Source organism: Acinetobacter sp. 778_lipA, from assembly GCF_058242985.1.
The window spans coordinates 1616536-1629479 of the sequence record NZ_JBZAYT010000001.1; the positions used below are offsets into that span (position 1 = coordinate 1616536).

8 protein-coding genes are annotated in these 12944 nt (G+C 36.8%); 4 read left to right on the forward strand and 4 right to left on the reverse strand.

The genetic code is table 11. The features are described 5' to 3' along the window. Positions 1-17 precede the first annotated feature (17 nt). Positions 18-2657 (reverse strand): Lon protease family protein, encoded by a 2640-nt coding sequence (locus AC4CUY_RS07525; protein ID WP_490773902.1) that lies wholly within the window; start codon positions 2655-2657, stop codon positions 18-20. 181 nt (positions 2658-2838) lie between these two features. Between AC4CUY_RS07525 and AC4CUY_RS07530 the strand changes: the two genes are divergently transcribed. The 4 genes from AC4CUY_RS07530 to rpmE all read left to right on the forward strand — a co-directional run bounded on the left by AC4CUY_RS07530 (position 2839) and on the right by rpmE (position 7707). Further along, complete coding sequence (locus AC4CUY_RS07530) at positions 2839-5034, forward strand: AmpG family muropeptide MFS transporter (RefSeq protein WP_336953195.1); 2196 nt, start codon at positions 2839-2841, stop codon at positions 5032-5034. A gap of 290 nt (positions 5035-5324) precedes the next feature. Beyond that, a complete protein-coding gene (gene gloA / locus AC4CUY_RS07535; protein ID WP_336953193.1) occupies positions 5325-5726 on the forward strand; it encodes a lactoylglutathione lyase in 402 nt (133 codons plus the stop codon). A gap of 538 nt (positions 5727-6264) precedes the next feature. After that, positions 6265-7245 carry a bile acid:sodium symporter family protein gene (locus tag AC4CUY_RS07540; protein WP_336953192.1) on the forward strand — a complete coding sequence of 327 codons (981 nt, stop codon included), beginning with the start codon at positions 6265-6267 and terminating at the stop codon, positions 7243-7245. Positions 7246-7482: 237 nt separating this feature from the next. Beyond that, on the forward strand, positions 7483-7707 hold the full coding sequence (gene rpmE, locus AC4CUY_RS07545; protein WP_004721254.1) for a 50S ribosomal protein L31: 225 nt from the start codon (positions 7483-7485) through the stop codon (positions 7705-7707). Between the two features lie 131 nt (positions 7708-7838). Here the strand turns inward: rpmE and AC4CUY_RS07550 are convergent, their stop codons facing one another. The 3 genes from AC4CUY_RS07550 to epmB are packed head-to-tail and all read right to left on the reverse strand — an operon-like array spanning position 7839 to position 12837. Continuing rightward, positions 7839-10073: an EAL domain-containing protein gene (locus AC4CUY_RS07550; RefSeq protein ID WP_490773903.1), complete on the reverse strand. Its 2235-nt coding sequence runs from the start codon at positions 10071-10073 to the stop codon at positions 7839-7841. Next, positions 10055-11806, reverse strand: coding sequence for a cyclic-di-GMP receptor FimW-related protein (locus tag AC4CUY_RS07555; protein WP_336953190.1), 1752 nt, complete (start codon positions 11804-11806; stop codon positions 10055-10057). Before AC4CUY_RS07555 ends, AC4CUY_RS07550 begins: the two co-directional genes overlap by 19 nt. 14 nt (positions 11807-11820) lie before the next feature. Continuing rightward, positions 11821-12837, reverse strand: coding sequence for an EF-P beta-lysylation protein EpmB (epmB, locus tag AC4CUY_RS07560; RefSeq protein WP_336953188.1), 1017 nt, complete (start codon positions 12835-12837; stop codon positions 11821-11823). Between the last annotated feature and the right edge of the window lie 107 nt (positions 12838-12944).

A 12944-nucleotide genomic window follows, 5' to 3' on the forward strand; every position in this document is an offset into this window, starting at 1 on the left:
GTAAATTAACAATCAACTTAAGATGAATTTCGTTTATTCTGCTTTGCCACAACTTCAAGCTGGTTTTCTTCAGTGAAGACAGTTGGTGCTTCAGCTTCAGCCTTTTTCAGTTTTTTTCCCTTCTTCTTTTTTTTCTTTTTCTTTGGTTTCTGTTCTATTTCAACACCATCTTCCAATGCCTGCCAATATTCAAGCTGTGCCATCACTGCTGCATAGATTGAACCTTTGGTATAGCGGTCTTTCTTGTCTAAGGTACCAACAGGGCGCGCCATTAGGATTTCTAAAGCTTGGTCAATAGTGTCAATTGCGTGGATGTGAAATTGACCTTCATTGACAGCCTCAATCACATCATGACGAAGCATCAAATGCTGCATATTCTGACGAGGAATAATCACACCTTGTTTGCTGGTTAATCCTTGTAGCTTACATGCGTCGAAGAATCCTTCAATTTTTGCATTAACTCCACCAATAGGCTGAACTTGACCCAATTGGTTCATTGAGCCTGTGATTGCCCAAGATTGATCGATAGGCAATTGGCAGATCGCAGAAATTAACGCAGAGAGTTCTGCAACTGTGGCACTGTCACCATCTACTTGACCATAACTTTGTTCAAAGGCGAGGGCAGCAGAAAAATGCAAAATCTGTTCACGACCAAAATGTGCTTTTAAGAAGCTCGACATGAGCAAGACGCCTTTGGCGTGTAATGAACCACCCAGTTCCACACTACGTTCAATATCTAGAATGTCACCACCACCTTGGTATACAGAAGCGGTTAAGCGTGAAGGTAAACCAAACTCAACGTCGGCATATTGGATCACAGATAAAGCATTAATTTGACCTAAGCGATGGCCACGAGTTTCGATTAACTGAGTGCCACGTGACAAGTCTTGCCAATAGAGCTCTCTTAAATAGCCTAAGCGGTATTGACGATGTTTCAGGGCTGTATTGATATGATGAGACGTAACTAACTTTTCGTCCGACTGCGCTGCATGATGATGTGACTCACGAATTAAATCACCAAGCGTTAAAGCATGTAAAGACAATGAGCTTTGGTCTTCAGCTTGGCGACTTGAATCTGTTAATAACGCTGCCAATGCAGAGCGATCAAATGGCAGTAATTTATCTTGTTGAACATAGTCTGCAATCAGTTGCATATAGGCTTGCTCATTATCATCATTACGTTGCAGAGTGTCGGTAAAATCAGCACGAATTTTAAAAACACTGCCTAATTCTGGCTCTAATTCTAAAATTTCATAATAAATTTCAGGTTCTGCCAATAAAACCACTTTTAAGTTAAGTGGCACAGATGCCGGTTCAATTGAAATACTGCCTGTTAAAGTCAGCATGTGCTCAAGAGAAGATAACTTTAATTGTCCTGATTTTAATGCGCGTTTTAGACCTTGCCATGCATAAGGCTGTTCTAACAGTTGTTCCGCTTCTAAAATTAAAAAACCACCATTGGCTTGATGCAATGAGCCTGGACGAATCAGAGTAAAGTCAGTGGTAATCGTACCATTTTGTGTCAACTGTTCAACATGTCCAAGTAAATTGTAATGTGTTGGGAAGTCTTCAAAAATAACCGGTGCACCAGAATTCGGTTTATTGCTCACTACGACATTGGCTTGGTAACGTGAAGGAACACGATTAAATAAAGCAGGAGAGAACTCTTCACCTTCTTGATCTAGAATCGTTTCAACATTTTCAATGATATCAGCAGCAAAATGTTTTAAATATTGATCTAGTCCATTTACGGTTTTAAATTTACTTAAAATTAAATCAATACGAGGAATTACCACTTGTTTGGCAATATCACGATTCAGTTCAGAAACTTGATCACGTGCATCATCTTCTAAATCACCTAACTGAAGACCAAGCCGTTCAAGTTTCTTATCCATATAACGCATATTGGAATTAATTTCTGCACGCTGTTTACTGTCAAGCGCATTTAAATCTTCCTGTGACATTTCCAATATTTTGTCATCTTTGACATGGATCGGCACAAAAATATGTTCATCGTTACGATTAATTAGTTTTAGGTCTAGGTCTTCGCCTTCTTTGGTCAGTTCAACTAAAGCGAGTTGTTGCTCATTTCCCGTAATCTGACGAATGCGTTCAATACGATTGTGATACGTTTCTGCACTAAAGCGACGTTCAAGTTGTTTAAGAATGGTTTGCCAAGCTTGGTGGATTAAAGCTTGAAACTTACTGCCTTGACCTGCTTGAAAACGCAGGGCAATCGGTTGTCGCGCATTTTTAAAATTATAAACATAGACCCAATCATCAGGCGTTTGCATAGTTTTGGCATGTTGTTGCAACAAGCGCTTGATCATGGTCCTTTTTCCAAGCCCTGCCGTGCCCACAGCAAAAATGTTGTAACCTGAATAAGGTAAAGCAATCCCTGCTTCTACAGAGGCTCTGGCACGATCTTGCCCTAAGAAATTATTTAAAGGCTTGATTCTCTTGGTTGACGTAGGAACCTTGCTCAGATTGGGGATATGCGTCAGTTGTTCTGATTTTAGTGCGGTTTGTGTCAACGTGTTTTGAATTTCCGTTTGATCAAAAGCAGATGGAAAAATCGTTTCAGTTTTTTGTATTGGGGTTGCAGTCGTCGTAATTGAAACAGTAGTAGAGCTTAATTGATCGTGTCTTTGGGTCACAGGTGAAATCCAAAACTTATATGGGTTGAAAAGTTAAAGGTATACAGGATTGGGGGTAAAGATCAAGCGCCAAAAGCGGAAATATCTGTAAAAGCGCTCATCAGTTGCATAAAAGTGATTGAAACTCTAAGCATTAAGCGGTTGAATAGCACTATTTCATTTTTCAGAAAATAACAACGCAATGACAACGCAATTATCTCAGCAATCAGCTGAGCAGAATTCCACAGCAAAAAAAGGATGGAAATCTGCTTTTGCCGCTTTTATCGATCGGCGTGCTGCAATTATGCTCTTTCTTGGGTTTTCGGCAGGTATTCCCATTCTGCTAATTTTCTCAAGTTTATCTTTATGGCTAGGTGAGGCCGGAATTGAAAAAAGTGCAGTGACTTTTTTTAGTTGGGCTGCGCTAGGCTATTCTTTTAAATTTGTATGGGCGCCACTGATTGATGAATTACCCGTCCCGATACTCACCAAAAGACTGGGGCGGCGACGCGCATGGTTGTTGATTGCACAAGTACTAATTATCTGTGCGATTTGTATTATGGCGTTTTCTGATCCCGCTTTGGGCCAAAGTTATATTTACCAAATGGCTGTGGGGGCTGTATTACTGGGGTTTTCCGCAGCAACACAGGATATTGTGATTGATGCCTATCGAATTGAGCTGGCTGAAACTGAGATGCAAACGGTGTTGGCATCGACCTATAACGCAGGCTACCGTTTAGGGATGATTCTTGCTGGTGCGGGCGCTTTATTCCTTGCTGCTTCTTTGGGAACTGCAAAAGGGAACTATATTTATGAAGCATGGAAATATACTTATTTAACGATGGCACTGGTGATGCTGGTGGGCATTATCACAACCTTAGTGATTCGAGAACCCTTGGTTAATCGAGTTGATAAACACTATAAAAATATTGATTACTATCGTTTGGTTTTGGTTTTTATCTTGGCTGTGGCGAGTTTTGTTTGTTTATATATTTACTCTGATGACATGGTTCAATATTTACAAGCGACTTGGAAAGTCGAAGACAACTTGCTTAAGTTTTTAATGGAAGCTGTGCGCTTTTTAGGCTCAGGTCTCGGTGCAATTCTTGTTGCTACATCGTTGATACGTTTTGGTGTCGTTAATAAAAAGATGGCCTATGAGACTTGGGTTAACCCGATTGCTGATTTTTTTAAGCGTTATGGGGTAAAACTGGCATTGGTTTTACTGTTATTGATTGGTTTTTATCGAATTTCAGACATTATTGCTGGTGTTATTTCGAATGTTTTCTATCAAGATTTAAACTTTACCAAAGAACAAATTGCAGAAGCTGTTAAAATTTACGGGGTGATTTTTAGTCTATTGGGTGGTTTTTTAGGGGGGTTACTTGCACAACGTATGAACATTATGAAATTGATGTTTGTGGGTGCAGTTTTAGCAAGCTCAACTAATTTAATATTTATTGGATTGGTGAAATCTGGTGCACCGATGCAAGCAGTATCTGTACAGATTGGCGATAAGAAATTTCAAGCTCAACCTGATGAAGTAGGTTATTGGAAGGTTTCTGTGCCTGGTCAGGACTTGATAGGGGAAAATACCATTCATATTAAAGCAGCATTGGTTAATCAGGCTGTTGCAAATGAATATACGGTGCCCTATCTAAAAGAAGAAGCCAAGGCTCAAATTCAATTATTGCCTATCACTAGTGATAATCAATTATCTGCAACAGAAGCGAAGCAAAGTATTGTGGTTAAGGGGCAGATTGCGGGAATACCTGTATCTGAGCTTAATCCAGATCAGCCGATTACACTTAAACTCGATGACAAAACATACCCAGCAAAATTAGATAGAGATGGTTTATTTAGCGGTGCGATTGATGGTAAAGCTTTATATGCTTCTGGCACAAAAAACGTGATAGCTGTGGTAAACTATCAACAAACAAAAGCAGCATTGAGTACTCAACAAAGCTATCAATTAACAGCGATAAAAAGTGATATCGATGTAGATATTCAACCACTTCCAGTGATCAAAGCAGATTCATCTGCAGCCGTTGAGATTAAGGGTAAAGTGATTGAAAAATATAGTTCTGGTTGGCTGTATTTTGCTATCGTTGTTGATAATTTAGCTTCGGGTTTAGCGGGTGCAGCATTTATAGCGTTCTTGTCTAGTTTGACCAGTGTGTCATTTACAGCAGTTCAATATGCGATCTTTAGTTCATTGATGACGCTTACACCTAAGATTTTAGGTGGCTATTCTGGAACAATTGTTACCCACATTGGTTATCCTAAATTCTTTTTAATGACCACCTTAATTGGTATTCCAATCCTATTGCTTGTGTTATGGGTTGGAAAATTGTTGCGACAACATCAAGCGCAAAAGATGAATCAATCCATCGAGTAAGCGACTGAATTACTCAAGATAGATTTATGAGGATAACAAGAAGCCTATTTTATCTTATAGATAAAATAGGCTTCTTTAACAGGATGAGAGTTTGAACCATTGGATTGCTAACACATTCAAATAGTTTATTCTAAAGATAAAGTTGTAGTGTTCTTCTAAAATAAGCTGTTATTGCTTAAAAATAATCCAGAAGATTGTCTCATTGATCTGACAAAATATAGATAATTTGAAATATTGAATTGTATTGCCTATATTGGCAGATAATATCTGACTAAACAGGAAAATAAATCATGCGCATGTTGCATACCATGTTACGAGTAGGCAATTTAGAACAATCTTTAGCGTTCTATACTGAAGTTCTCGGTATGACATTACTTCGTAAACGTGATTATGAAGAAGGGCGGTTTACTTTAGCATTTGTGGGTTATGGTGATGAAGAGCATCATACTGTATTAGAACTTACCCATAACTGGGATACTGCAAGTTATCAATTAGGCAATGCCTATGGACATATTGCTATTGGTGTCGATGATGCCTATAAAGCCTGTGAAGAGATCAAAGCACGTGGTGGTAATGTGGTACGTGAAGCGGGTCCTATGAAGGGTGGTGTCACAGTCATTGCTTTTGTTGAGGATCCAGATGGCTATAAAATTGAATTGATCCAACAAGATCAAGATGCTCGAAATAATTAGGGGCCGTTGACAATTTGTCTACGTTTGCGACTAGGTGTGTTTTTTAGGCGATACTAGGCGCGAGATACGAAATTTAGCCATTCTAAATGATGAAAAACATCGTTTGGCAAGGTAACAATGTACCGGTAAAAACATGCTAGTCCCCGCTGTGCCTTGCGTTGCAAACAAAGCCGTGCTTTGTTCTTGCTCAGGGTTGTGGCTAAAATTATCTCAGCCTATGTTATGGAACTCGAAAATAGTCTCGCTATTCTCTTCATGCTTTACGACGTATACGTCTCATGCTCAATTTTAACCTACAACGCAAGCCATTTATGAAATGTCTACAGCCCCCATCATTAAAAAAATGATGAGGGTCTATTGCTTATTTAGCAAAGAAATATCAATAGGCCTTAAATTAACTTGAGATGTGTCGTAAATAAATAGTGAATATTTAGCCAAATGAATAGCTTTATTTATTTCGCTCAGTAAGATTGAATTTTACCTGGTAGTAAAATTTAACTACTGGGCTTTTTCATGTTTAGAATACAGGACGTTGCTTATGAAAATGTTGAAATTATTAGCATTAGATCGCTTTACGATACTTTTAATCGCAATGGTGGTTTTAGCTTCTATTTTTCCGATTTCAGGACAGGCAGCGCTTATCTTTGGAAAAATCACTACAATTGCAATTGCGATTTTATTTTTCCTACATGGCGCAAAATTATCACGTGAAGCCGTGATTGAGGGGGTTTTGCATTGGAAATTGCACGCACTGGTTTTTGCTTTTACCTTCTTAGTTTTCCCACTATTGGGCCTAATGGCAAAACCTGTGCTTGAACCTTTGCTTGGACAACAATTGTATTGGGGTTTTCTGTTCATGTGCTTTTTGCCATCGACAGTACAATCATCCATTGCCTTTACCTCTGTTGCAAAAGGCAATGTGGCAGCGGCAGTGTGTAGTGCCTCCTTCTCCAACCTGATTGGTATGTTTATTACTCCGATTTTAGTGAGCTTATTCATTTTTGGTCAATCTAAACATAATTATGACCCAACATCTTCTATTATAGAAATTACCTTATTGCTGTTGGTTCCATTTGTATTAGGACAAGTATTACGCCCGTATGTATTCCCACTCATGCAAAAAATGCCAAAGATCGTCAAGGTTTTCGATCAAGGCTCTATTTTGATGGTGGTCTATGGTGCATTTAGTGGGGCAGTAGTTGCTGGTTTATGGCATCAGGTCAGCTTATCTACATTGATCTATCTAACCTTAGCATGTTCAATTCTACTCACAGTGATTATGTTGTTGGCTTTGTATGTTCCAAAATGGCTTGGTTTTAGTAAAGCAGATCAGATTTCGATATTCTTCTGTGGCTCGAAGAAAACTCTTGCCAGTGGTGTACCTATGGCGCAGATTCTATTTATTGGACAGCCCTTAGGCATGATAGTTTTACCGATAATGATTTTCCATCAAATCCAGTTAATGGTTTGTGGAGTGATTGCTAACTATTGGTCTAAGCAAAACCATACTGATGAGTAAATTATATTGATTTTTAATCAAGTGGCTCGCAATTTATATATTTTTCAAGTATAATCTTGCCCACTTGTTGTGCTTAGCTCTGACGCTTATAGTCTCGGTGGGCCAAAAGAAATGGTCTGTTATGGTGTTAATCTGCTGATTTAGAATTTAAATCTGCTTTCCTCAAAGTTTTATTAGATTTTGAGAGTGGTTAATTGCGATGACAGCTAAACCTTTCTTAACTTAGGAGAATCGACCATGCGTGCCGATATTCACCCAAAATATGAAAAATTAGTTGCTACTTGTTCATGTGGTAACGTTATCGAAACTCGTTCAGCTTTAGGTAAAGAGACACTTTATTTAGACGTATGTTCAGCTTGTCACCCATTCTATACTGGTAAACAGAAGAATGTTGATACTGGTGGCCGTATCGATAAATTCAAACAACGTTTTGCTGGTATGTCACGTTCTGTTAAACGTTAATACGACAAAACATAAAAAACGGGCTAAAGCCCGTTTTTTTGTTGCTGAATTTTATCCAGTTTTAATCTATTTATGCTATTAATTTAAAAGGTTGAGTTTTTTAGGCGCTCAACCTTTTTTAATATTATACTTTATTGATCTTGGACGTCAGTTAAATGATCCAATTTTTTCTGGAAATATTCACCCTGTAAGTATCTTACATCTACATTCCATGCATTTGCAAAAGAGTTCATATCATTTAAATTTTTCAGCAAAAATTCAATTGGTTTAATAGTGTGATATTTTTCCAGGGTATGTTGGAATTGAGTCATGCTGGCCTCACAATTCATCTGCTGCGTAAACTTCTCATCCAGTGTTAACAAACTTACATCCAATTGTTTTAAGATAGCTTCACTTGAAATACTAGAACCAAAACGTCGAATTGAAATTTCGGCACCATGATCACGTAAAACACCAATTTGCTTGTGAGATTCAATGATATTTTTTGCTATATCCTCTTCATCAAATTGTAAAATCAGAGGATGGGATTGACGGCTTCCAACAATCGTTAAGAGTTTAGAAATAAGCTCAGGGAACTGCTTGTCGTGAAATAGGACATGGCGATTTAAATTAACGATTAATTTTGCTTCTGGATACTGGGTGATAAAGTTATGTAATTGCTTACATGCTTCAACTAATATCCAGCGATCTAATTTAATTGAAAGTTCAATATCATCATCTAAATCAATTAAATTACTTACTTTTTTCCACTGATTTTCAAAAATAAAACCACTACTAACTTCATAAGTATTTAAATTACTATCTTGTTTGTCATAAAGTTGTTGGTATTTTAGCTGAATCTCACTTTTTTCAAGAGATTGTGCAATTTGACCAAGAATAGCGGAGGCTTTAAAGATATGAGCCGCTGGAGTTTCTTTAATTTGTTCTTGTTTCTCTACCAATGTATTTTCAAGCTGAGATTTTGCTGTAGGTTCAATCGGGTCACTTTGTAGCTGCAATGGTTCAGCATCTAACTTTTGTTCAACCAATGACAATTCAATTTTAGTGTCTTGTAAAGTTGCGGTTAATTGTTGGTCTGATACAGACTCTTTTTTTGCTAAACGATGATCATAGGCTTGTTCTAAAACATCCTCAAAATTTGCTTCTGTAAAGTTGTTTTGCTGTATATTTGAATATCCAATCTTAATATTCAGTGGATAAGTATGACTATCAATCTCAAGTAATTGTGGCTTTTCTAAAGCATGAAGTCCATGGATGCGTGACTCTAAAATCGTCTCTGATTCTGCTTGTAAAATAACAGCATACAATAACATATCAATTTGATATACTGTGCTATTGGTTTGTTCTTGAATAAAATTTTTAAAGCCTTCTAAGTACTGAATAGCTGTTTTCCAAGGCGAAGTTAAAATATTCTCAGGACAAGCGGCGAAGCTAAAAAGGACTAAAGCATTAGATTTAGCGGGTTGATTAATTAAAGCATACTGAATTTTTTGGTAACTACTAGCGACACTACTCATTCCTTTTTTAGCAGAGTCGAATGAGTGAGCTTGAGAGGCTTGACTTGTAGAATTGTTCTCAATGGTGATTTGAATACAGTCTTCTTCATCTGAAGGAAGAAACTCAATTTTCAAAGGATTTTCTGATTTAGCATCGCTATTCAGGGTATCTATTTCAAAACGTGCTAAATCAAAATTACCTTGAGAAATCTTTTTAAAACGTTGTTTAAAATCATGGATATTCTTAGGCTTTAAAATATCTAATAAAGGCAATCCAATAATTTCTGCTTCATCTTTTAGACCAAACAATTTCAGATATTCAGTATTGGCTTGGGTATGAATACCTTCCTGAATTAAGGCAATTGCTTTGTGCTGTTCTTCAACCAAGGCTTGAGCTTGGTTCTTGGCATTTTCAAGATCATTTAAAAGGTGTTTTTTCGCTTGTAAGGTGCGACTGTAAGACAGTGCACGAATTAAGCTAATATAAAAACGATCGGTATATTTTAAGTCAACTACATCATAGATGCCTTTTTGAATATAGGATTGATATTGGTTGGTTTGATAATCTTCAGGTTTTAAGAACAAAACAGGTAGATCAATATCAGCAGAGGCTTGAATCAATGTAATAGCTTGCTCAATTTTGATGTCATAAGCACGACCAAAAATAATCAAGTCCCATGAAGTATTGAGCTGTTTTTCAAAACTTTTTAAATCATCAAGTAATATCGCTTGTACTTGATGATTCTTACTTTGAAAAAGATCAATAATTTGATTATAACGAATTTGGTTATCATCAATAATGAGTAATCTAGTTTCAGACAGTTTTAATTTTTTCGATAATAATAGATTTCTCACTTTAAAGCTTCCCATACATCTTGATTATTCAAATTGGCTGATTGGTGTTGAATGAACTGATCTATACGATTATTTTCTTCATCATTGATCAATTCAAATTCGAACTGAATAAAGCTCTGGGTAATTAACAGTGTTTTTGTTAAATACACTTTAATTTCTTCAGTGTCTAAACGTAAATAAATGGCTTGCTGTTCTTTGAAGAACGGTAAATTTGGCAAAATAATAGAAATATTTGATTCATTCAAATTTTGTACTTGAACCATAAGACAAGGGTGGTAGTTAATGGTTGAGCGATCTGCTGGAACTTTTACTGCACATGGGTAAATATCTTGGGCTAAAACCTCTAGACCAACTTCATAGGTTTTTTTAACAGACTGTTTGATCCAACGAATGATTGCACCTTTCCATTTGTCATTGAGGCTTTCATTGACCAAGATAAATTCCCCTGTTCTTAAGTTTCGTGGGGTTTCATCTGACCATCGAATACGATAACCACTGACGCTAATGTCTAGTACTTGAGTTTGATAGATTTGTTTTGCTTCACGGTCTAAACTTTTAATTTGTCCTAAGTTTGATGCGGTGCTTGAGCCTGTTGAAATAGATGAATGGATATTGGATTCAGACTGAAATGCATAATTGTTATTTAAATTGAGTGTTTCATAGAAATTCTTAGCTTTGGATAAATAGAAATGCGCTGTTTGTAAGCTAAAGCAAATTTGAAGTTGTGCAGAGTATTCATAGCGCTCATGTTGACGTTCAGTTGTCGTACCCAAGACATTTTGCACATGAAACTTTAATGCAGCGGATAAATAGATCTGTTCATTTTTAGACAGATATTCATCTTTATGAATCGTTGAATTAATATGTTCCAGCAGATTCTGTGTAGAAATATACAAAGAAGTCCGAAAGTTAGCATGTTGTTTGCGATTGTAAATGGGCGGAACGTCTTTTGAGCCATCAATCACATAACGCGATAAACTGGTTTCTCTTGGTAATATTTGAATAAGTTTAACCCAATCAAATGTACATTGATAAAGCGCTTGTGTTTCTGTTGGACGAATCTGATGCGTATTAAAAATATCCAAAAGTAGTACTTGTGCATAGGCTTGCTGGATATTTTGAATGGTAAAATGTGTGCCTTGTAATTGATTGATATTAATATTAAATTCTTGATTCTTAACAGCGAGCTCATAAAGAAGGTGGGTGGTTAACCATTGATGGGTCAATGGACCACTGTAGAGCATTTGTTGCTGAACTAATAATAAACCAAGCTGTTCTAAAGCATAAAAGGTTGCAAGTGTACGTGCTGTCTGTAAATTTCGTTTTTCTTTGAAATTAAAAAATGAGAATTTATTTGAAACTAGTGTTTGATGACTTCTTCGCACAATATTGATGTACACGTTGGCAAAATAGGTGCGAATTCTAGAAGAAAGATCAATAATATGTTCAATACGCGCATTTTGAGAAAGACCTTGATTTAATATATTTTTTTCAAGGCTAGATAAAATACTTTCTGTAATTGGATGTAAAACTTGAATTAAGTCAAAGCGTAGCATTTCGCTACAATCTAATTCACTGATTTCACTTATGGCTTTTAAGACAGACTCTGAGGTGTCACCAAGTTGCATAATAGAAAGTGTGGCCACCCATGCATTGACAGACGCCACAGAGTTTTCTGCAAAACTTAGACTTTCTCGTTGTAGAACCGTGATATTTTGAAAAATTTCTGAAATTTCTTTATTTATCATGAGTATTTCAACTCTTAAAAGGTTGTGACTCCAAAAAGCGGTGTTTTATTATTCTCTCCCGCGACTTCTCGAACCAGTTTAGGAACTAGATAACCCGGTAAACTGGCCAATACATCCTTATAGATCTGATCAATTTTTTCCGCCCCTAAATCGAAATGATGTGCACCTTTTACCTTATCTAAAACATGAAGATAGTAGGGTAAAACTTGTGCTTCAAAAAGTCGTTGACTCAAATTAACAAGAGTTTGTGCAGAATCATTCACACCTTTAAGTAAGACTGCTTGATTCAACACAAGAATATTTTGTTTTGCTAAATGAGATAACTTTGAACAGGTCAAATTATCTAATTCTGCTGGATGATTTGAGTGTACCACTAGAATTACACGTAGCCTACTGTTTTTCAATAAAGAAACTAGCTCTTCATCGATTCTTTCTGGAATTACAATTGGAACTCGTGAATGAATTCGCAAGATTTTAATCTGACTGAGAGATTCTAGACGTTCTATCCAGATGGCTAATTTTCGATTAGATAGCGTCAACGGATCGCCACCACTCAAAATCACTTCATTAATTTCCGGATGATCTTCTAAATAGCCTTTAATGTTCAACCAATCTTCATTTTTAGGTAAATTGTCTTGATAAGGAAAATGACGACGAAAGCAATATCTGCAATGTACGGCACAAGCACCGGTAAGGGTAAGTAAAAAACGTGACTTATATTTGTGTAATAATCCAGGAATCTGATTGGCTTGTTCTTCATCAAGAGGATCTATGACAAAGCCTTCATGTTCTTCCATTTCAAGATGATGTGGTAAAACTTGTAGTAAAAGCGGATCTAGGGGGTTTCCAACCTCCATCTTTTTTACAAATGCGCGCGGTATACGTAGTTTAAATTGTCCAGACGCGAGGATAGCGCCAGACAGTAACTGGGCTTTAGAAAGTTCAAGTGTTTCTAACAGCTCTATTGGGTCAGTAATTAAATCACTGAGTTGAGATTGCCAATTTTGCTCTTGATATAAGTAATTTAACATGCCACGTGCGATAAATAGTTGGAGATAGGGAAAGCGGATTGTATTGCTTGTTCAGATTGAATTTGTCAGGTCCAATTTGAAATATTTCAATGGAAAAATGCTTTCAG

What these genes read in the sequence shown, in the direction of transcription:
- AC4CUY_RS07530 (WP_336953195.1), top strand. Translation starts at nt 2,839, where the DNA reads ATGACAACGCAATTATCTCAGCAATCAGCTGAGCAGAATTCCACAGCA.
- gloA (WP_336953193.1), top strand. Translation starts at nt 5,325, where the DNA reads ATGCGCATGTTGCATACCATGTTACGAGTAGGCAATTTAGAACAATCT.
- AC4CUY_RS07540 (WP_336953192.1), top strand. Translation starts at nt 6,265, where the DNA reads ATGAAAATGTTGAAATTATTAGCATTAGATCGCTTTACGATACTTTTA.
- rpmE (WP_004721254.1), top strand. Translation starts at nt 7,483, where the DNA reads ATGCGTGCCGATATTCACCCAAAATATGAAAAATTAGTTGCTACTTGT.
- AC4CUY_RS07550 (WP_490773903.1), bottom strand. Translation starts at nt 10,073, where the DNA reads ATGGGAAGCTTTAAAGTGAGAAATCTATTATTATCGAAAAAATTAAAA.
- AC4CUY_RS07555 (WP_336953190.1), bottom strand. Translation starts at nt 11,806, where the DNA reads ATGATAAATAAAGAAATTTCAGAAATTTTTCAAAATATCACGGTTCTA.
- epmB (WP_336953188.1), bottom strand. Translation starts at nt 12,837, where the DNA reads ATGTTAAATTACTTATATCAAGAGCAAAATTGGCAATCTCAACTCAGT.